The sequence below is a fragment of the Amycolatopsis sp. YIM 10 genome, from assembly GCF_009429145.1.
GTDB lineage: Bacteria > Actinomycetota > Actinomycetes > Mycobacteriales > Pseudonocardiaceae > Amycolatopsis.
This window is the reverse complement of the sequence record NZ_CP045480.1, coordinates 6,310,236-6,330,533: the sequence shown is the minus strand read 5'-3', so window position 1 is coordinate 6,330,533 and position 20,298 is coordinate 6,310,236. Positions and strand designations below refer to the sequence as shown.

Sequence of the window (20,298 nt, the reverse complement as noted above, 5' to 3'; positions counted from 1 at the left end):
TTCCATAGTTACTGGCTAGTAGTTCACCAGCCCCATCGTGACGCCGGGGCGGGCTCGGTGGGTTCGGTGAGGAAGGTGAAGGCGGGCAGGGGAGCCACGCATTCACCGTCGAGAGCGGTGATGAGCTTGCGGGCGGTGTCGATCTTGTCGAGTGGCACGAGGAAGGCACGGCGTTCGGTGGTCGGTTCGGCGTCCGGCAGGGACGCTTCGGCCCTGGCCAGTGCCGAAACCGGCTCCAGCAGGACACGGGCCCTGGCATGGCGCCAGGAGGCCAGGAGCTGCGCGATCCGCTCCCCGGTCCTGATGCGGGCGCCCAGATCGAGACCGTCGCCCAGTCGCAGGCCGGGGTTCTCCTCGTGCACCGCGCGCAACGCGGCCTCCTCGTCGAACCGCAGGTAGGCGTGGAGTTCGGCGACGCCGCCCAGCCGGTCGAGGTGACCGCGCAGGCGCGCGGCGGAGCGGGCGAGCACTTCGGCCCGCACGGCGTCCTCGTCCACCGCGCTGGTGCCGAACCGCAACGGCACCACCGGCCCGTACGGCACCAGGCCGGACAGCATTTCCAGGTGGCCCAAGGGATCCGGTGCCGTCTCGCTGACCACCATCGCCAGGTCCTCCCACGTGACGAGCCGGTGTTCGGTCGGATGACCCGCTCGCACCACACCGTGCAGGGTGAGCCTCACGGCTCGTCTTGGCCGGTGGGGATCGCCGACGCGGCCGGAGGAACGGGCGTGCTCACCGGCATCGGCGTGGTGAGCAGCCCGTAGGTACCCGCCAGGCCCTGGCTGGCGAACGCCGGAACGGGCGCCGGGACCGGGCTCGTCCCGCTGTTCAGCGCGCGGCGCTGCACCTCCAGCCGCTGCATCGCCTCCAGGTAGCGGATGTAGGTGTCCACGCTGGCCAGCACGATACGGACCTCGATGGTCAGCAGCTCGATCCCGATCACCGTGACCCGGATCGTCGCGTCGATCACCAGTCCCTTGTCCAGCAGGATGTTCAGTGCCTCGGCCAGGCCGCCGCCGGTGGCCGGGACGATCGGTGCGCTCACGATGGGATGTTCCTTTCGCGGTCGGGTTCGGTTGCGGTGATGGCCTCGCGCAGTTCGGCGAATTGGCGGTCCAGCGCGATCAGCGCCTGGCCGAGTCGTTCCACCTCCTCCGGTGACAGCGAACCGTTGTCGACCCGGCGCAGCGCCTGCCGTTCCAGCAGGTCGCGCAGGATCTCCAGGACGGCGAGGACCACTTGGCCGAGCCCGCGCCCGGCGTCGATCCGCCGTGGCGAGGTCACCGCAGCGCCTCGTCGATCGAGCAGAGCAGCAGCCTCAGGTCGAGCCGGATCAGATCGATGCCGGCCAGCGAGATGATCACGTCGCCGCTGACCACCGCGCCCCGGTCGATCACCCGGTCCAGCAGATCGACCAGGCCTTCGGCGGTCGGGCTGAGGAGGTGCTCGTCAGGCATGGGCGGCCGCCAGCCTGGCGAACGAGTACGGCGGCCACGGGCCGGTGATGTCCACGAGCACCTCGCCGCGCCTCCGCTCGATTTCGTCGTGGAACGCGGTTTCCCGGCCGGTGTGCACGAGGTACGCGGCGTCGAGCAGCAGTCCGGGGGAGCGCTTGGCGCGCGGGGCGCAGTCCGATGCCAGGCGCACCAGCGCATCGTGCAACGCCGTGGCCGCGTCCGCGCCGAGCCGCCGGGTGCGTTCGGCGTCGATCAGCCGGCGGCGGCGCATGGCGAGGTACGCCGTCCCGGACAGACCGTCCCCGGATCTTTTCTCACCGGATTGGACTGCGGCCCGGGCGCGCACACCCCACTCGCGGTGCCCTGTCACCCGGTCGAGCGCGTCGCCGACCGGGTCGTGGCGATCGGTCAGCAGCCGGACCGCGGCCTCCTGGTCACGCAGGACCGTGCCGAACCGGAACGGCAGCACCGGCTGGTGCTCGAACACCGCCCGCACCACGGCGTCGTGCCGCCGCGCCAGTACCACCAGCGGATCGTTCTCGGCGGGTTCGGCCACCCAGGCCGCCGGATCGGTGTCGAGATCGGCGAACGGCGCCAGGTCCGTCTCCGCCGCCACGAGGCCGAGACCGCGGTGGGTGATGAGCCGGGTTTCGGCCGGTGGCGAGGCGGTGTCCCGGGTGATCGCGTAGGCGCACAGGCCGATGGTCATCGCCGGGGCTCCTTCTCCAGCGCCTGTTCGAGTTCGAAAACCCTGTTACGCAGCAAGGTGTTCTGCTCCTCCAGTGCTTGAGCCGGTGGCTGTCCGGTTTCGACGCTTCTGCCGGGTGCGAAGAACGGGTCGCCGGTCCACCAGTCCATCCCCATCTCCTTGGCGGTCTGCGCGGAGGCGATGAACAGGCGGAGCTTCAGCGTGAGCAGCTCGATGTCGACCACGCTGACGGAGATGTCACCGACGATCACGATCCCCTTGTCCAGTACCCGTTCCAGCACGTCGGCCAGCGAGTTCGAGCTACCGTCCACAGTGGATTAACCTCACAGGTCGGTGGTGCCTCGGGTGTAGCGGCGCAGCCGCTCGCAGGCGAGCAGCTCACCTGCCGGGTCGACGTCGACCCGGTAGGTGGCCATCACCGTGGTGGTCGCCGGGATCCGTTCCAGCTCGACCACGTCGACGAGGACGGACCAGCCGCCCTCCGGTGTTTTCCGCACCCCGGTGACGCCGTCCGGCTCCCGGCTGGTCAGCGTGTGGAACTGGGTGACCGCGGCCCGGATCGCGTGCGCGGCCGTCATCGGCACCGCCGGCTCCGGGGAGCCGGCAGGCGGGTGCGGTGGCTGGTGCGAAGAACTTCCCATCTCAGCGGCGAGATCGAACCCGGGGGAAATTCGTTACGGGGCACGGTATCGGCGAGGGGTGCGACACCGGCGGGCGCAATGTACCGTCCACCGTGGCCGGTAGGCGGATCAGCGCAGCCGAGCACTGCGGCCGGGCGAAGCGCGACCCCGCCAACGAGCCCCAGGAAAATTCGTCGGGGAAATTCTGTGACGCGGCTGGCGTGGAACGCGCCTATTCCGGCATTACGGTCACGGGGTCCACAGTTGGGCGGCGGCGGTTGCCCGGTTCGCCGTGGCGGTCAGCCCGCGCGCGATGGTTCCGGCAGCGGAGTGTCCACTGTGGCCTGAGCGGCGGCCGCGCGTTCCCGCGCGCCCCACGTCTCGCGGGTCACCAGTGCCGTCACCAGGCCCAGCACCGAGTACGCCAGGAACAGCAGCGCCGGCCCGAGCCAGCCGAGCCACAGGAACAGCAGGGTGGTCACGAACGGCGTGACGCCGGAGATCATCGCCGAGATCTGGTAGGCCAGCGAGGCACCCGAGGACCGCGTCCGGGCCTGGAACAACTCCGGGAACCACGCGCCCTGCGCACCGGCGAGCGCGTTCTGGCACACCGCGTAGGAGATCACGATGGTGATCACCACGGCGATCACCGAAGCGGTGTTGACCAGCAGGAACATCGGGATCGCCCAGATCGCGGCGAACAGCGTGACCCACAGGTAGATCGGGCGGCGCCCGATGCGGTCGGTCAGCGCGCCCCAGGCGATGGTCGCGCCGACGCCGATCGCCGACGCGACGCACAGGGCCATGATCGTTTCACCGCTGGTGGCCAGTTCTTCGGACTTCAGGTAGGAGATCATGTACGTGATGGCCACCGCGTAACCCGCCGTCTCGGCGATCCGCAGCCCGATGCCGCGCAGCACGTTGCGCCAGTCCTCACGCAGCACATGCGCGATCGGCGCCTTCACGATGTCGCCGCGGTCGCGCACGTCCTCGAACACCGGCGACTCGGGCACCTTCGCGCGCACCACCAGCCCGACGATCACCAGGATCAGGCTGGCCAGGAACGGCACCCGCCACGCCCAGTCGCCGGACAGGTTCACCGACACCAGGAACACCAGGTTGGCCAGCAGCAGCCCGATCGGGAACCCCGCCTGCACGACGCCGGTGAACGCGCCCTTGCGCCGCCACGGCGCGTGCTCGTAGGTCATCAGGATCGCGCCGCCCCACTCGGCGCCGTAGGCCACGCCCTGGATGATCCGCACGGTGACCAGCAGCGCGGGGGCGAGCACGCCCGCCGTGGCGTAGGTGGGCAGCAGGCCGATCGCGAAGGTGGCCAGCCCCATCACGATCAGCGACGCGACCAGCACCGGCTTCCGGCCGATCTTGTCACCGAGGTGGCCGCCGATGATGCCGCCGATCGGCCGGGCGACGAATCCGACGCCGAGTGTCGCGAAGGCCGACAGCGTGCCGACGACCGGTGACGCCTGCGGGAAGAACGCGGGTCCGAAGTAGAGCGCCGCCGCGGTGCCGAAGCCGATGAAGTCGTAGCTCTCGATCACGGCTCCCGCGGTGGAGCCCCAGGCGACCCGGCGCGCGTCGGCGGTGCCGTGCACGGGGCCGCGCAGGGTGAGCGCTTCGTTGCGCATGTCGATTGCCTTTCTGCCAGGGGCGGTCACGACTCCATGTCGCGCCGCCTTCCTGTTAACAATGCTGGCCATCGTGGGGCCATGGGTCGCCTCTGTCAACAGTGGATGTCGGACAATATCCAGTTGTAGCTGGGATACTCGGTGAAGTCTTGTCTGTCGACAGTTCTCTGTTAACATTGGCGACCATGGAACGAACCGGCTGGCCGGGCTGCTCGACGATCACCTTCCGGCACCTGCCGCTCGCGGCGGCGCTGGCGGTCATCGGGGAGTGCGGTTTCGGCGAGATCGATCTCGGCGCGCTGCCGGGAGTCTGCGATCACGTCCCGTACGACCTGACCGACGACGCCGTGCGCGAGGTCGCCGCCCGCGTCGCTGCCTCGGGCTTGCGGGTCCGCTCGGTCAACGGCGACATCGGCGATCTCAACCGGCCGCTGGCCGAGCTGGAACGCCGCGACCGCGAAACCCACCTCCGGCGGCTGCTCGAACTGGCCGCGGCCTGCGGCGCGGACGCGCTGGTCCTGCCGTGCGGTGCGCTCTCGCACGAGCCGATCGTGGATCTGGAGTCCGATTTGGACCTCGTCGCGGACCAGCTGCGCCTGGCCGGGAAAGCCGCGGCGGAGCACGGGGTCGCGGTCTGGGTCGAGGCTCCGCACTACTTCCGCCTGTGCTGGAACCCCGACCTGGCCGCGCGGCTCGCCGACCGGCTCGACCCGGCGATCGGCCTGGTGCTGGACACCAGCCACATCGTCGCCTCCGGTGGCGATCCGGCGGCCTACGCCGAGCGGTTCGCGGGCCGCGTCGCCCACGTCCACCTGCGTGACGCCAAAGCGGGCCGGATCAACCACAGCATCGGCAACGGCGTGGTCGACTTCCCGGCCACCTTCGCCGCGCTCCGCGACACCGGCTACCAGGGCCGGTGCTCGCTGGAATTGGAGACGCGGGACGTCGCCGACCACGAACGACCGGCGGCCGCGGTGCGGGCCGCGGCCTACATCGCCGGCCTGTGAAACCCCGAGAACCAAGGAGACGACGCCCATGTCCGACATCCAGCGCACGGCCGTGATCACCGGGGCGGGCGCCCCGCGTGGAATCGGCAAGGCCACCGCCGCCCGCCTCGCCCGCGACGGCTGGGCGGTGGCCGTGCTCGATCTCGACGAGCCCGCCGCGCATGAGGTCGCCCGCGAGATCGCCGAGGAGACCGGCGCCCCGGCGTTCGCCCACGGGGTCGACGTGGCCGACGAGCCGTCCGTGCTCACCGCCTACCGGGCCGTGCGGTCCGAGGTCGACGCCGGGCGACTGCCCGTGGTCGGCGCGGTGGTCAACATCGCCGGGATCACCTCGCCGGTGCCGTTCCTGGAGACCACGCTCGAGCTGTGGAACAAGGTGATGGCGGTCAACGCGACCGGCACCTACCTGGTCACCAAGGCGTTCCTGCCCGACCTGATCGAGGCGGGCTGGGGCCGGATCGTGAACATGTCGTCGGTTTCCGCCCAGCAGGGCGGCGGTGTTTTCGGCCGCACCCCGTACAGCTCGGCCAAGGCCGCCATCCTCGGTTTCACCAAGGCGCTCGCCCGCGAGCTTGGCGACGCCGGGGTCACCGTCAACGCCGTCGCGCCGGGCGCGGTGGACACCGACATCCGGGTCGGGACCACCGACGAGCTGGAGGCGGCGATCGTCCGCGGTGTCCCGCTGGGCCGCCAGGGCACCGTCGCCGACGTGGCCGGCGTGATCGCGTGGCTCACCAGCGAAGACGCCGCTTACCTGCAGGGCACGACCATCGACATCAACGGTGGCTCGTTCCTCCACTGAGGATGGACGAAACGATCACCGGGGAGGGACATGATGAAGTACCGGGAACGCCTCGCCGAGGACGAGCGGCAGGCGAGCGCGGCGAAGGTAGAGTCGACCAGCGAGTACGAGCGGTGTTGACGAGCAGCCAGGGGAGGCCGCGCGTGGAGAAGGAGCCCAGCCGCAACCTGCGGCAGATGGCTGTCGACACGCTGCGCCAGGCCATCACCACCGGCGAGTTCCCGCCCGGCAGCCACCTCGGCGAGGTGCAGGTAGCCGAGCGGCTCGGCATCAGCCGCGGCACCCTTCGCGAGGCGTTCCGCCAGCTGCAGCAGGAAGGCCTGGTCACCTACGGCGAACGCGGCCGCGTCACGGTCCGGTCGATCAGCGAGAAGGACATCATCAACACCTTCACCGTCCGGGCGGCGCTGGAGGCGCTGGCCGGCGAGACGCTGGCGGCCAGCTACTACCGCGAGGAGCACTGCCGTCAGCTCCGCGGCGCGGTCGAGAAGATGGCGCGCGCGGCGAAGGTGTCGCTGGAGGCCCAGATCGAGGCCGACCTCGCCTTCCACGAGCTGCTGTGCGAGCTGAGCGACAACGACGCGCTGGTGCGCTCGTGGAAGCTGCTCGAAGGGCCGATCCGCATGTGCATCATGTACCGCGGCCTGGAACGCGCGCTGTCCAACATGAATCCCGGGCGGCACCTGGAGATCGTCACCGCCATCGAGTCCGGTGACCCGGTCAAGACCCAGAGCGTGATCTCCGAGCACATGGTCGCCACCGCGCAGGCCCTGCTCTTCGGCACCGTGCGCACCCGCCCGCGCATCGACCTCACCGGCGACTGAGCCGGAAATCCCACTCCCGGGCGCGCGCCCGGGCCACGAAAGCGACGCCATCATGACTGCATCGATCGCGCCGTCGGCCACCCGTGCCGACCGCGTCGCCGCGGCGGCCCACCGCATGCGGCACCACATCCTGGACATGGGCGAGGCGCAGGGCCAGGGCTACGTCGGGCAGGCGCTCGGCGCGGCCGACCTGCTCGCCACCGTCTACCGCGACCAGCTCCGCCTCCGCCCGGACGCCCCGGAGTGGCCGGAGCGGGACCGGTTCCTGCTGTCCACCGGGCACTACGCGATCGGGCTGTACGCGGCGCTGGCCGAGGCCGGGATCGTGCCGGTCGATGAGCTGGCGACCTACGGCGCCGACTCGTCGCGCCTGCCGATGTCCGGCATGGCGACCTACACGCCCGGCATGGAGATCTCCGGCGGATCGCTCGGCCACGGGCTGACGGTCGCCGTCGGCATGGCGCTCGGCCTGCGGCTGCGTGGTTCCTCGGCACGGGTGGTCAACTTCCTCTCCGACGGCGAGCTGGACGAGGGCTCGACCTGGGAAGCCGCGATGGGCGCGGCGCACCACCGGCTCGGCCTGCTCACCGCGCTGGTGGACATCAACGCGCTGCAGGCCGACGGGCCGACCGAGGGCGTGCTGCGCACCGAGCCGGTCGCCGACAAGTGGGCCGCCGCGGGCTGGTTCGCGCAGCGGGTGGACGGCAACGACGTCCCGGCGCTGCTGGCGGCTTTCGACGCGGTGGCCGAGCGGGCCCGTCCCGACGGCGCGCCCGCGGTGATCCTGTGCGACACCCGAATCGGCCGTGGCGTGCCGTTGCTGGAGACCAGGGAGAAGGCGCACTTCATGCGCATCGACGAGCACGAGTGGGAAATCTGCCGTCGGCAGCTGGACGAAGGAGCGGACGCGTGACGACCAAGCCGCTGACCACCTCGGCGATGATCGCCTCCTTCGCCGAGCCCGGCCAGAGGACGGCGAGCGCGCCGTTCGGCCACGCACTGGCCGCGCTCGCCGAGGCCGACGACCGGATCGTGGGCCTCACCGCGGACCTCGGCAAGTACACCGATTTGCACATCTTCGCCAAGGCCCACCCGGACCGGTACTTCCAGATGGGCATGGCCGAGCAGCTGCTCTTCGGCGCGGCGGCGGGCATGGCCGAGGTCGGGCTGGTGCCGTTCGCGTCCACCTACGCGGTGTTCGCGGCCCGGCGCGCGTACGACTTCCTGTGCCTGGACATCGCCGAGCCGAACCTCAACGTGAACATCGTCGGCGGCCTGCCCGGCCTCACCACCGGGTACGGTCCCAGTCACCAGGCCACCGAGGACATCGCGATCTTCCGGGGAATGCCCAATCTGACCATTGTGGACCCCTGTGACTCGGTGGACATCGAGCAGGCGGTCCCGCAACTGGCGGCTTCGCCCGGCCCGACGTACCTGAGGTTGCTGCGCGGCAAGGTCCCCACGGTGCTCGACGAGTACGACTACCGTTTCGAATTGGGGAAAGCCGCCGTACTGCGTGGCGGGTCCGACGTTGTCTTCGTCTCAAGTGGACTGATGACCATGCGGGCCCTCGCGGCGGCGGACAAACTGGCGGCGCACCACGTGGACGCGGCTGTCGTGCACGCGCCGACGATCAAGCCGTTCGACGAGGCGACCGTGCTCCGGGAGATCGCCGGTGACCGGCTGGTGGTGACCCTGGAAAACCACACCGTCGTGGGCGGCTTGTTCGAAACGGTCGCGTCCGCGGCGGTCCGGGGGAGGGTGAGCAGCCGGATCGTCCCGGTCGCGCTGCCGGACGAGTTCCTGGCCGCGGGCGCCCTGCCCACCCTGCACGACCGCTACGGCCTGGCCACGGACCGAGTCGTGGACAAGGTCCTGTCGGAAATCGCCTAGGACCACCGCGACATGGTCGTGGAAGCTTGCGGCATCCCGAAGGCGATGTGGTGATGATCCACTGTGGACCGCAGGTTGAGCTGGTCGCGAAACTGGCTGGTGGGTGAGGTGTAGTCGAAATAGCCGGAGCTAATGATGCGCGTCGGGGCTCCAGCGCCAGCCTGCCTTCCGGAGTGCGGCGGCGCGCTGGCGGACTGCTGTCGCTCGGGCGGTGGACTCGGCATCGTCCCAGTAGCGGGAGGACGCGGTGGTCTGCGCGCTGTGCTTCCGGTAGAGAACGCTGGGCTCGGCGATGAACCACCCGGCCGAGACGGCGTCGGCGGCGAGGAGCAGGCCGTCGGTTTCGGCGCCGGTGAGCGCGGGCCAGCCACCGAGTGTCCACACGAGACCGATGTGGGCGGCGAAGGTGACTGCCTGCACGGACAAGCGGTTGTCGCTGTGCTCGGCGAAGAACCGGCCGGGTTCGACCGGTCCGTCCGGTGGGTCGTAGGGGCCGGGTTCGGTGGTCCCGTCGGGGAGCAGGTCGATGCAGGCTGAGGTGCACCACGCGACGTCCCGCAGGACTTCGATGTCGCGCTGGAGGGCGCCGGGCAGCAGGATGTCGTCCGCGTCGAACGTTCGCACGAGGGAGCCCTGTGCCCGCGTGAGCGCCATGGTCCGGGCTACGCCGGTGCGTGCGTGCAGGCCGGTGCCGTAGGAGATCCGGGAGTCCGCGGGGAGTTCCGCGAGCGGTTGCCCGGTGTCGCCGTCCTCCTGGAGGCACCACTGCCATTCCCAGCCTTCGGGCAGCGTCTGCTTGGCGAGTGACTCGTAGGCTTCCAGCAGGTAGTGGTGCCCGCCGTCGTAGACCGCGGTGATGACGCTGATCACCGGCATCCAGCACCCGCCTGGCAGACAGAGCGAAGATCACGCGGCGGCACGCGCACAGCCTAACCCGCTGATCAACCACCCCTACCGGCGGCACGTAATGGAGGAGGCTGGCCGTCGAGCCACGTTGGAGCTGCTCCGGCCACAGTCGGAGCAGCCAGTTTTTGGTTGAATTCCGGCGAAATGACGATCGTCTGTTCGTGGAGCAAGGCTGGCATGAGCGGCCGTCAGCGGGCCGCGCGCAGGTCGGTGGTGTTGAACAGGCGGCCACCCCGGACAACCTGGTCGATGAAGTGCAGATTGGCCAGGTCCGCGAACGGATCCACCGGCAGGATCACCAGGTCGGCCAGCTTGCCCGGCGCCAGGCACCCCAGATCGTGCCGTCCGAGCATGCGCGCCGCGCCGAGGGTGGCGCCGCGGAGTACCTGGAGCGGGCTCAGCCCGGCTTCACCGTTGAGCACCAGCTCGACGTGACCGGCGATGCCCAGCGCCTCGCCGAACGAACCGCCGTCGGTGCCGAACGCGACGTTGGCGCGGGTGCCCGAGACCGGTGCGGCGTTGGCCCGCAACACCGCCACGTGCGACCGCATCACGGCGGGGTCCACAGTGGACTCGACGGCCGCGATGGCGTCGGGGCCGCGCAGCGCGTCGTAGGTCGCGGCCGGGACCAGTCCCCGCCGGTCGTAGGCCTGCTGCCTGCCGACGGTGCCGACCAGGTCGCCGAACACCTCGAAGATCATCATCGTGCTCACGTAGGACGCCCCGGTCCGGTCCAGCAACCGGAGGAAGTCCTGGTCGACCGGCTCGTCCAGGACCCCGTGCAGCAGCCCGGCGGCACCGGCTTCGAGCGCCTGCGCGGCCAGCCGCCGCGACGGCGCGTGGAAGAACACCTTGAGCCCCCGGCGGCGCGCGGCCGCGACGATCGCCGCCTGCGTGTCCACGGGCATGGTCTTCAGCAGCGGGCTACGACCCCAGAACCAGTCGTCGTTGGCGGCCTTGATCGCGTCCACGCCCGCGTCGGCGAGCCGGTCCACGACCTCGAAGGCGTGGTCGGGCCCGGTGACCACCACCGTGGTCTCCGGCATGTTGAAGTCGCCCCAGCCACCGGGGCTGCCGAGCATCGGCCCGGTGCCCAGATACCGCGGTGACGGCGCGTCCGGTGCGGCGGAGTGCGCCTTGAGCACGGCCAAGTCGGCCAGCGAGGTGAACGGGTCGAACACCGTGGTGTAACCGAATCCCAGCAGGCTGGACAGGTTCGCCGCGCGTTCGGCGACGGTGGCGCCGCCGAGGTGCTGGTGCGCGTCGATCAGCCCCGGGAGCACGAAGCGGCCCCGCCCGTCGATCACGTCGGTGCCCGGTGGCAGCGTGACCTGGGACCGCCGCCCGACGCGCAGGACCCGATCGCCGCGGATCACCACGGTGGCGTCCGACAGCTGCCGGACGCCGTCGAACACCGTCGCGCCCACGACCGCCCACGTGCGCGACAGCACCCGTGGCGCCGCCGTGGCGACCGGCGTCAGCGCACCGGCGGCGAGCAACCCGCCCGCGCCGGCGAGCACCGCCCGCCTGCCGAGAGTGCGGGCGGTGGACGGTCTGGCGGCATGCAGGTGACACATCGTCGGAACCCCCAGTTCCTCTTCGCGCGAAGCGTCCCGGCATTCTGCGCGCAGTCGCTGGCGGGATCAAGGGGCCGGTCGAGTGCCGCCTCACCCCGGCCTCCCCCTTGCCCCGGGGTGAGGCGGCTGACGTCAGTTCTAGCCGACCGGCCGTTGTGCGGCGTCGGGTCGTGGAGCCGCACAACAACCGCCGCACAACCGCCGCACAACGGAGCCGCGCTCAACACGCCGAGGGCGGTGAACTGGCGGGGAAATTCCGGACGAGGTCGCCGCAGAGCGCGGTACTCGCCGCCGCGGCATCCAGCGGCCACGTGGTGATGGTCTGGTCGTCGCTGCCGGTGGCGAGGGTGGAGCCGTCGGGATGCCACGCCAGCGCGGTGATCGTGCCGGTGTGACCGTGCAGCGTCGCCCAGCGCCGGAAGTCCGAGAGGTCCCAGACGACGGCGGTGTGGTCGGCGCCGTTGGTGGCCAGGAAGCGCCCGTCCGGGCTGAACGCGAGCGGGAAGGGCGTTCCGCCCTGGCTGCCCAGCACCGCCGCCTTGACCGGGGGATCAAGCCGCCAGATCGCGGTTTGGCCCCGGTTGTCGCTGGTTGCCGCGAGGGTGCCAGCCGCGTTGATCGCCACTTCCACCACCGGCGCGTAGACCCCCGGCTCGTTCTCGAACACGAGCTGCCGTTCGAGCGTGCGGGCGTCCCAGACGTGAACCTGGCCGAGCCCGGCGGAGGCGATCAAGCGGCGGCCGTCGGCGCTGAAGGCCAGGTCGTGGATCGTCTCCCCGACGGCACCGAAGCCGCGCACCCCGCCATCGGCCAGGTTCCACAACAATCCGGCGCCGGTGGCCAGCTGATTGCCGTCCGGGCTGAAGGCCATGACGGTGACGGGAGAGGTCGGCAACGTCCGGACGAGCTGCCCCGTCCGGGTGTCGGTGACGGTGATCGTGTCCGGCGAGGTGGTGACCGCGAGCCGGGTGCCGTCGGCGCTCAACGAGGTGGCCGGTGTGGGGGAGGGGCCGGTGGCGGGCTGTCCGGCACGGGCCGCCGGGTCCCAGATCATGCTGCGGCCCGTCACATCGACCGAGGTGAGTGCGGCGCCAGTGGCGTCGAACGCGACCGCGGAAACTGGATGCGGGTGCCCGATGAGGGGCAGCGCCGACCGTTCCCACAGCAGGAGCCAGCCGTCCGGGGACGCGGCGGCGAAGTGCCGCCCGTCGGGGCTGACGTCCGCCGCGGTGTACTGCGGTGCCGACCGATCTCCCGGCAACTGGGCGACCATCCGTTGCGTGCCCAGGTTCCAGCTCGCCACGGTGTCCGCCGCCGAGTGCAGCATCCCGGTGTCGTCGAAGTCGAGGTCGCTGACCTGCCGCGCGTGTCCCCGCAACCGCATTGCCTGCGTCGCGGAGCCGGTGTGCCACACGGTGATCTCCGGCCCGTCCGAGACCGCGGCGAGTCCGCCGTCGGCGCTGAGCGCGAGTGCGTGGGCGTCGAGCCCTTGCGACGGCAGGACGGTGACCTGTCCGGTGCCCAGCCGCCAGAGCCGGACCCGGTCCCGTTCGAGCACCGCGATGGCCGACCCGTCCGAGCTGGTGACCAGCTGAAGCGGCTCCTCGGGGAGGTCACCGATGGTCGCGACCTCCTCATCGGCCGCGGTCCGGACCTCGATGACCCCACGCGAGGCCTGATACCTGGTGAGCAGGATTTCCCCGGCGGCGGGAGTCGCCTTGGACACCTGCGTGTGGGTGACGGTGTCCAGCACGACCGTGCGGGTGGAGTAGCGAACCGCGACGTAACGCCCGTCCCGGCTGCTGCCGACCGCGACCGAGGACGGGCTGATCCGCGGGCTCTTCTCACCCAGTTGTGGCAAGGACACATGTCCGGCCGGCGAGCGTGTTGTGGTGTCCCAGAGCGAAACCATGTCCTGGGCCACGGACACCGACACCAGCCACCGGCCGTCCGCGCTGAAGGCGATGTCGTCCGCCTGGCTGTTCCACACCGGGTCGAGCGGGAACGCCGCCGTGGGACCGTGCGCCGACCTCGCGCTGAGCACGGCACTGCGTGCTTCCTGCGTCGGATGCGCGTGCCATGCCTCGACACTGAGCCGGATCGCCTTGCCACGGTCGGCGCCCGCGACGCTGAGCGCCTCGGCGGCGAGCTGCCTCGACGTGGCGATCGTGCTCTGCACCAGCGCCTGACGGCGTTCCGCCCGCATCAGCCCGGCGGCGCCGACGGCCACCACGAGCAGGACCACCAGCCCGGCGGCCAGCCAGCGCAACTGCCAGATCCGGCGCCGGGTGAGGGCGTGCTGCCGCGCCTCGGCGCGCTCGCCTGCCACGAGGAACTCCTTCTCGCGGCGGCTCAGCGGGAGGCCGCCGGCCCGGCTGCGGGCCAGTGCCAGCCGGGCCCCGCGGAAGAGCAGGCTCTCGTCGCGGCCGTGGTTCTCCCAGCCGAGCGCGCTTTCGGCCAGCTCCCGGTGCACGCGCAGCCCTTCCCGGTCCTCGTCGAGCCACGAGCGCAACCGCGGCCAGTGGTGGATCAGGGCCTCGTGGGCGAGATCGATCCGGTCGTGGTCGCGGGTGAGCAGGCGGGCGCCGGTGAGCCGGTCGAGCACGGTCTCGACGTCGGGGTCGTGGGTGTCGAGTTCTTCGCGGGAGATGCGCCGCCTGCTGTCGCCGGCGTCCTCGCCGACGGCGACCAGCCGCATCAGGATCTGCCGGGCCAGCGGTTGCTGGGCGGGGTCGAGCCCGAGGTAGACCGCTTCGGCGGTGCGCGCGACGGCCCGTTCGATGCCGCCCGCGGCCTCGTACCCGGTCAGCGTCAGCGTGGTGCCGTGACGGCGGCGCCAGGTCTGGAGCAAAGCGTGCGACACCAGGGGAAGCACGCCGACCTGCCCGCTCGCGTCGGCGATCACCCGCGCGACGAGCGCTGTTTCGACCGTGCAGCCGTATGCCCGCGGGCCGGGTGATGGCCTCCCGCAGCTCGTCGGCGCTCATCTGCCCCACCAGGACCTGCGCGCTTTCGACGGCCTCGGCGAGTTCGGCGTACTGGGCGCAGTGCGGGTAGAAGTCGCTGCGGAGGCCGAGAACCACCTTGGTCCGGTGCGTTTCTTTCGCCGCTGTGGCGAGGAGCGCGGTGATGAAGGAGGCGCGTTCGGTCTCGTCCTCGCACAGGCAGAAGACCTCCTCGAACTGGTCGACGACCAGCAGGAGGCCTTCGTGTGGCTGGTTCACCAGCACCTGCTCGGCCGCGAGCCCGAGTTCCGCCGGGCCGCTCCCCAATTCGGCGACGGGCACCTCGGCAGCCGCGGCCAGCACGCTTGCGCACTCACGCAGCGGATGCGCGCCGGGCCTGACGGTCAGCCGCAGCCACCCGTCCACCGGCAGCCCGGCGGCCAGCACGGACGACTTCCCGGACCCGGACGCCCCGACCACCGCGACGACGCGATGTCGGTCCAGCCGCTCGACGATCTTCGACACCAGCCTGTCCCGCCCGAAGAACCGGCCGGCGTCACCGGGGTGAAAGGCCCGCAGCCCCACATACGGTGGTTCCTCGGTGGTTTCCACCTGGCGGGAGTCCAATTCTTCGGAAAGCTCCCACCATTTTTTCTCCCATTCGGCGGAATCGCCATCGCACGCGCGGACGTAGGCCAACGTGACAGCGAGACTGGGCAACTGATCCCCACGCGCGGCGGCGGCCAGCGTCGACGCCGAATAGTGCGCCCTGGCCCCGAGCGCGCGATAACCAGGGCTTCCGGCCCGCGCCCGCAACTGCCGCAACTCGATCGCGAACCGCTGGACGGGGCCAGCGTCGGGATCCAGTGGTCTCTCCGGCCGTGGCAAACCGAACCCCCTCTGCCGCTCCAGGCTCCTGCCGCGGGTCCCTGATAGTGCCGGACCTCACCGGAAACAACCACCCCACACGGCCCGGACGACGCAGTAGGGCCGCGTCACCGAGTCGATGGATCAGTGATGCCTGGATCGGCCTGGGGTTACGACCTGCCCAGCGGAGTGACGTGCCAGCCGTCGTCGAAGGTCAGGGTGAGACGGTCCTGTGCATCGAAGGCCTCAGCCACGGCGAGCACCCCGGCCGCGTGCACCGCGGACTCGTCCAGATCGGTCAGGTACGCCAGCGCCTGGACTACTTCCACCGCATGACCGTCCACAGTGGTGCCGAGCTCGCGCACGAGGTCGAGCCCGTCGCGCACCCCGGCCAGCGCGGCTTCGACGAACTCGGCGTCCGCCCTGGTCTGCAGGGAGGCTGGATCGCCGTCGGGGATCGCCCAGGTCACCGACGACGTGGCTGCCGGCGTCACGCGCACCTTGACGTGCCCGAAGTAGCCGCGACCGTTCTTCTGGCGCTGCAACCTGAATTCGCCAACGGTCATCCCGGCCTCCTTGTCTCGAACAGGTGGTAGACGCTGTGGTGGAAGTAGTTCTCCGGGCCGAACCGCCCGGTCCCGCGGCGGATGTGCTCGTAGTCGTGGTTGCTTCCCTGGTTCCACAGGTCGGTCGCCGCGTCATCGTCCATTGTGGTCATGTCCGCCGACCGCAGTCCGTCGAAGTCCTCGCCCCGGATGCGGTGCTCGATGATCTCCAGGTCGGTCGGCGCCCCGTCGCGGCTTCGGACCATGTCCAGATAGCGTTCCGCCTGATCGCGCGTTTCCCAGGCGTAGAGGCCTTCGCCGAGCTCACTTCGCGGCCTGCCCTGCGCGTCCACTCCGGACGGCCACGGCTCGCCGCCGTCGTTGATCAGCCGGTCGGCGTCGGCCCTGCCCTGGACGCTGTAGTAGGTGCGGCAGGGGGACAGGCCGGTCGGGTCGATCGCGGCGGTCGGGTTGGGCACGTAGGCGTGTGGGTTCGGGGCCGGCGCCAGCCCCACGGGATCGGTCGACGTGTAACGGCCGGTTTCGGCGTCGTAGTGCCGGAAATGGTTGTAGTTGAGTCCTGACTCCGGATCGAAGTACTGGCCGGGAAAGCGCAGCGGCGTGCCTGCCTGTTGCGGCGCCGAGCCGATGTCGTGGCCCCAGATCGTCGACCGGCGGCGCCAGCCCAGCGCCCCGGACGCGTCCACCAGTTCGGTCGGGGTGCCGACCAGGTCGGTCACGATCGAGTAGAACTGGTCGTCGATCCAGCCCTGCTCGGCCGACCGCACCCGGTGCACCTGTGCGATGGCCCGGAAGGTGCCCGGTTCCCAGTCCCAGGTCAGCGCGTGGCCGCCGGAGTGCACCTGCTCGGCGAGTTGCAGGCCGTCCCAGCAGAAGTCCGTCCGTTCGAGAACGGTGCCGTCGTGTCCCAGCCGGAGCTTGGCGATCCGCCTGCCCAGCGGGTCGTACAGATAGCGCCAGTGGCTCCCGCCGGGGGTGACCACTCCGGTGAGCCGGTCGTCGGCGTTCCAGGAGTAGTGCCAGCTCTCCGGTTTGGCGGACAGCCGCTTCTTCTGCCGGAGCACGACGCGCCCCTGCTGGTCGTGTTCGTAGCGCAGCTTCCCGGCGCGGGTGAGCAGAGTGCCGCTGTAGGCGCGCTCGCCGTGGGCTTCGGTGTCGCCGCCGGGCCAGCCCGCAGCCTGCACGTTGCCGGCGCTGTCGTAGGCGTACTGCTCGCTCCACCCCGCACCGCGCACGGCGGTGATGCGGCCGCCGCCATCGAGCTGGAACGACCGCGGGCCTTCGAGCTGGTCGTCCACGGCGACGAGGTGGCCGTCCGCGCGGTAGCTGAAGTCGCGTCGCTGGATCACCTGCGCCCGGCCGCCACCGGTCACCGTGGACACCGTCTGGCTGGCCAGCCGGTGGTTCGCGTCCCAGGACTGGGCGATGATCGTGCCGCTGTCCAGCAGGCGCTCGACCTCGTGCCCCGCCGCGTCGTAGCCGAAGCTGACCGTGTGCCCGGCGGTGGTCAGTGCCGCGGGCTGCCCGCTTTCGCCGTACCGCCAGTGCGATTGCGCCCCGGTCGGGGTACGCCGGGAGATCCGGCGTCCGGCCGCGTCGTAGGCCGAGGTCACCGCCTGCCCGTTGACGGACTCGGAGATCACCCGGCCGAGCAGGTCCCGGCCGAGCACCAGGTCGGCGTCGGCGTTGCGGGCGCGGACCAGCCTGCCCACCGGGTCGTATTCGAAGACCTCGACAGTGTCGTCGTAGCGTCGCTGGAGCATCCGCCCGGCGCGGTCGCGGACGAACCCGACCCGTTGACCGAGCCCGTTCGTGCGCCCGACGAGGTGCCCCGCCTCGTCGTGCTCGTACTGGACCCGCCTGCCGTTGAAGTCGGTCTCGGCGACCAGCCTGCCCGCCGCGTCGTAGTCGTAGCGCCATTCGAGATTCTGGGCGTTGGTGACCGCCCGGAGCCGGAGCGCGGCGTCGTAGGTGAAGGTCAGGCTGCTGCCGTCGGTCCTGGTCTCCACCGCGGGCAGGTCGAAGTGCGTGGTCTGGATCGACACACCGCGCCCGGCGGCGTCCTGGTACTCGACCTCGTTGCCCTCCCCGTCGTACTTCCAGCGTTCGACGCTGCCGTCGGGGGCGGTCCTGGACAGCAGCTTGCCCTCGACCGTCCACGCCATCCGCGCGGTCGCGCCGCTCGGGTCGGTGACCGAGATGATCCGGCCGAACTGGTCGCGCTGGTACCGGGTGACCCCGCCCCGGACGTCGATCTCGGCCACCGGCAGCCCGGCCGCGTCCACTTCGGTGCGGCGGGTGCGGCCCAGCGGGTCGGTGACCGAGGCGAGCTGCCCGTTCTCGTGGTAGGTGCAGGTCGTGGTGGCACCGGAGGGGTCGGTGATCGAGACCACGCGGCCCGCGTGGTCGTAGCCGCGTCGCCAGACCGCGCCGTCCGGGTCGACGGTGACCGTCGGCCTGCCCAGTTCGTTGTGCTCGGCCAGCGCCTGGGTGCCGTCCGGGCGGGTCAGCCTGGTCAGGTTGCCGTCCTGGTCGTACTCGTAGCGCGTGCTGCGCCCGAGCGGGTCGGTGCGGCTGACCAGGCGGTCGTGGGCGTCCCATTCCTGCCGCCAGGTGTGGCCGAGCGGGTCGGTCTCGGCGACGACGTTGTTGCGCTCGTCGAAGCGGTAGGTGGTGGTGTTGCCCAGTGCGTCGGTGAAGCGGGTGACGCGGCCGTCATCGTCGTAGCCGAAAGTGCCGTTGAGGAAGCCGCCGGAACCCTGGTTCGCGACGCACCGGCCCTTGGCGTCGTAGAAGTAGCGGTACCACTCGCCGTTGCGGTCGGTCCATTTGGTGACCCGGCCGGCGAGGTCGTACTCGAAGCGCAGCGGGCGGCCGGAGGAGTTGACGACCTCGGTGAGCCGTCCGCGCTCGTCGTAGGCGTATCGCAGCAGGACGATGCCGGAACCGGCCGGATCGGCGAGCCGGAGTGCGACGGCCCGGCCGCCCTCGTGCTCGAACTCCACCCGGTAGCCACCGGAGTGCTCGACGGCCAGCGGTGTCCCGGCGCGGTCGCGGTGCACGGTGATCCGGTTGCCGCTGCGGTCCTCGATCCGGGCCAGCGGCCGGACCGGTTCCGCACCGGCCGGGAAGTGCAGGCTCTGCCCCGAATCGCGCTGGATGGTGAACTCGTCCCCGGAGCGGCTCAGCGGCCAGCGCGGGCCTGCGGCGGGCAGCACCGAGCCGGTGTCCGGGGGTGTCGGGTAGGCCAGCAGCATGCCGTCCTCGGCGACGAACAGCACGCCCTCGGCGTCGAATTCGAGCCGCTGGTCCACGGTACTGGCCCAGGACGATCCGAAGGTGAGGCCGGCCCGGTAGGACGAGATGTGCGTGCGGCGCAGCACGAGCGACAGCACGCCGGCGAGTTCGACGTCGGTCTGCGGCAGGACCATTTCCCCGGTCGCGACGTCGATCGGGTCGTTCTCGCACTTGCGCTGGTCGATCGGGGTCTTGGTGTCGTTGACGTCGTCCGGCCGGTTGCTCGGTGAGTCCGGCTGGTTGCCGTTGCCCGGTTTTCCGCCGTCGGGGGTGGTGGGGCTGCCGCCGTCGGGGGTGGTGTCGGTGCCGGAAGGGGTGGTGTCGGGGGAGTTGGGGGTGGTGTCCGGGGTTTTGGTGGTGCTGGGCTTGGCGCCGGAGGGGGTGGTGCCGCTGCCGGGTTTGCCGCCTTTGCGGAGCATTTTGGACAGCTTTTCGATGATCTCGCCGAGTTTGTCGATGATCTTGCGGATCTTCGGGGAGACGTTGCCGATGGTCTTGACCAGTTTGCGGATGAAGTCGCTGATCTTGCTGATGGTTTTGGTGATGGCGGTGGTGGCCTGTACGGCGATCGCGGGGGTGGCGAAGCCCAGGGTGGCGGCGGCTTCCAGTGCCCAGGTGATGAGCTTGCCGACCAGTTCGGCGACCAGATCGCGGACCAGTTCGCGTACCGCGGCGACGACGGTGCCCATGATCATCACGCCGGCGGAAATGCCGTCGGCCAGCGACGCCGCACCCGCCAGTGCATCCGCCTGCTCAGCCGCCGCGCCCCGATACGCCTCGGCACCCTCGCCCTGCCAGCCGGCGGTGCCGTTGGTGACCTCATTGCCCAGGTCGCCGGCGATGGCGTTGACCTCGGCGGCGACGTTGGCCCAGGTCTCGGAAAACGACTGGATCACCGGCGGGTCCCCGGCCAGCCAGTCGAGTGCCTCCTTGAGCGGCTGCACGTGCTCGATCAGCCACGAGACACCGTAGGAAGCGAGCGTGCCGATCGGGTCGACGACCATCGAGAGGACTTCGAGTCCGACGCCGACCGCGCCGAGTCCGGCTTCGACCCAGGAGCCGTCGGACACCCCGTTGGCCAGGTCGACCGCGGACTCGGCGATCCCGATCCCGGTCACCCCGGTGGTCTGCGACTGCGCCTGCGCGACCAGCGGATTCCCCTCAGGCATACGTGCTCCCTTC

18 protein-coding genes and 1 pseudogene are annotated in these 20,298 nt (G+C 70.8%); 5 read left to right on the top strand and 14 right to left on the bottom strand.

What is annotated here, in order from left to right:
- Positions 1-23: 23 nt before the first annotated feature.
- The 8 genes from YIM_RS29850 to YIM_RS29815 all read right to left on the bottom strand — a co-directional run bounded on the left by YIM_RS29850 (position 24) and on the right by YIM_RS29815 (position 4,432).
- Positions 24-680, bottom strand: coding sequence for a GvpL/GvpF family gas vesicle protein (locus YIM_RS29850; protein ID WP_153033505.1), 657 nt, complete (start codon positions 678-680; stop codon positions 24-26).
- Entirely contained in the window at positions 677-1,045 is a 369-nt protein-coding gene (gene gvpJ / locus YIM_RS29845) for a gas vesicle protein GvpJ (protein WP_228004089.1), read from the bottom strand. Before gvpJ (YIM_RS29845) ends, YIM_RS29850 begins: the two co-directional genes overlap by 4 nt.
- Complete coding sequence (locus YIM_RS29840) at positions 1,042-1,284, bottom strand: gas vesicle protein K (RefSeq protein WP_153033504.1); 243 nt, start codon at positions 1,282-1,284, stop codon at positions 1,042-1,044. Before YIM_RS29840 ends, gvpJ (YIM_RS29845) begins: the two co-directional genes overlap by 4 nt.
- Positions 1,281-1,457 carry a gas vesicle protein GvpJ gene (gene gvpJ / locus YIM_RS29835; protein WP_153033503.1) on the bottom strand — a complete coding sequence of 59 codons (177 nt, stop codon included), beginning with the start codon at positions 1,455-1,457 and terminating at the stop codon, positions 1,281-1,283. The genes YIM_RS29840 and gvpJ (YIM_RS29835) overlap by 4 nt, the downstream gene beginning before the upstream one ends.
- Positions 1,450-2,166 (bottom strand): GvpL/GvpF family gas vesicle protein, encoded by a 717-nt coding sequence (locus YIM_RS29830; RefSeq protein ID WP_153033502.1) that lies wholly within the window; start codon positions 2,164-2,166, stop codon positions 1,450-1,452. The genes gvpJ (YIM_RS29835) and YIM_RS29830 overlap by 8 nt, the downstream gene beginning before the upstream one ends.
- The gene (locus tag YIM_RS29825) at positions 2,163-2,477 is read right to left on the bottom strand and encodes a gas vesicle protein (protein WP_153033501.1); all 315 of its coding nucleotides are present in this window, start codon (positions 2,475-2,477) and stop codon (positions 2,163-2,165) included. Before YIM_RS29825 ends, YIM_RS29830 begins: the two co-directional genes overlap by 4 nt.
- Positions 2,478-2,489: 12 nt before the next feature.
- Positions 2,490-2,744: a gas vesicle protein GvpO gene (gene gvpO / locus YIM_RS29820; protein ID WP_153037325.1), complete on the bottom strand. Its 255-nt coding sequence runs from the start codon at positions 2,742-2,744 to the stop codon at positions 2,490-2,492.
- A 341-nt stretch (positions 2,745-3,085) separates the two neighbouring features.
- A complete protein-coding gene (locus tag YIM_RS29815) occupies positions 3,086-4,432 on the bottom strand; it encodes an MFS transporter (protein ID WP_153033500.1) in 1,347 nt (448 codons plus the stop codon).
- Positions 4,433-4,617: 185 nt separating this feature from the next.
- On the opposite strand from YIM_RS29815, the gene YIM_RS29810 reads away from it, so the two are divergent.
- The 5 genes from YIM_RS29810 (at position 4,618) to YIM_RS29790 (ending at position 8,958) form a co-directional block, all read left to right on the top strand.
- Positions 4,618-5,439, top strand: a complete 822-nt coding sequence (locus YIM_RS29810) for a sugar phosphate isomerase/epimerase (protein ID WP_153033499.1) — start codon at positions 4,618-4,620, stop codon at positions 5,437-5,439.
- A 28-nt stretch (positions 5,440-5,467) separates the two neighbouring features.
- Complete coding sequence (locus tag YIM_RS29805; RefSeq protein WP_153033498.1) at positions 5,468-6,241, top strand: SDR family NAD(P)-dependent oxidoreductase; 774 nt, start codon at positions 5,468-5,470, stop codon at positions 6,239-6,241.
- 143 nt (positions 6,242-6,384) lie between these two features.
- Positions 6,385-7,065: a GntR family transcriptional regulator gene (locus YIM_RS29800; RefSeq protein WP_153033497.1), complete on the top strand. Its 681-nt coding sequence runs from the start codon at positions 6,385-6,387 to the stop codon at positions 7,063-7,065.
- Positions 7,066-7,117: 52 nt separating this feature from the next.
- Positions 7,118-7,978, top strand: coding sequence for a transketolase (locus tag YIM_RS29795; protein WP_153033496.1), 861 nt, complete (start codon positions 7,118-7,120; stop codon positions 7,976-7,978).
- A gap of 26 nt (positions 7,979-8,004) precedes the next feature.
- Complete coding sequence (locus tag YIM_RS29790) at positions 8,005-8,958, top strand: transketolase C-terminal domain-containing protein (protein WP_153037324.1); 954 nt, start codon at positions 8,005-8,007, stop codon at positions 8,956-8,958.
- 129 nt (positions 8,959-9,087) lie between these two features.
- Here YIM_RS29790 and YIM_RS29785 read toward each other — a convergent pair whose 3' ends face one another.
- The 6 genes and pseudogenes from YIM_RS29785 to YIM_RS29760 all read right to left on the bottom strand — a co-directional run bounded on the left by YIM_RS29785 (position 9,088) and on the right by YIM_RS29760 (position 20,285).
- Positions 9,088-9,834, bottom strand: a complete 747-nt coding sequence (locus YIM_RS29785; protein ID WP_153033495.1) for a glycosyltransferase — start codon at positions 9,832-9,834, stop codon at positions 9,088-9,090.
- A 218-nt stretch (positions 9,835-10,052) separates the two neighbouring features.
- Complete coding sequence (locus tag YIM_RS29780) at positions 10,053-11,441, bottom strand: amidohydrolase family protein (RefSeq protein WP_153033494.1); 1,389 nt, start codon at positions 11,439-11,441, stop codon at positions 10,053-10,055.
- A gap of 220 nt (positions 11,442-11,661) precedes the next feature.
- Complete coding sequence (locus YIM_RS29775; RefSeq protein ID WP_153033493.1) at positions 11,662-14,346, bottom strand: WD40 repeat domain-containing protein; 2,685 nt, start codon at positions 14,344-14,346, stop codon at positions 11,662-11,664.
- 100 nt (positions 14,347-14,446) lie between these two features.
- Positions 14,447-14,971, bottom strand: a pseudogene (locus YIM_RS50125) (hypothetical protein); the annotation flags it as partial.
- A gap of 452 nt (positions 14,972-15,423) precedes the next feature.
- Complete coding sequence (locus YIM_RS29765) at positions 15,424-15,819, bottom strand: hypothetical protein (RefSeq protein ID WP_153033491.1); 396 nt, start codon at positions 15,817-15,819, stop codon at positions 15,424-15,426.
- A complete protein-coding gene (locus YIM_RS29760; RefSeq protein ID WP_153033490.1) occupies positions 15,816-20,285 on the bottom strand; it encodes a DUF6531 domain-containing protein in 4,470 nt (1,489 codons plus the stop codon). Before YIM_RS29760 ends, YIM_RS29765 begins: the two co-directional genes overlap by 4 nt.
- Between the last annotated feature and the right edge of the window lie 13 nt (positions 20,286-20,298).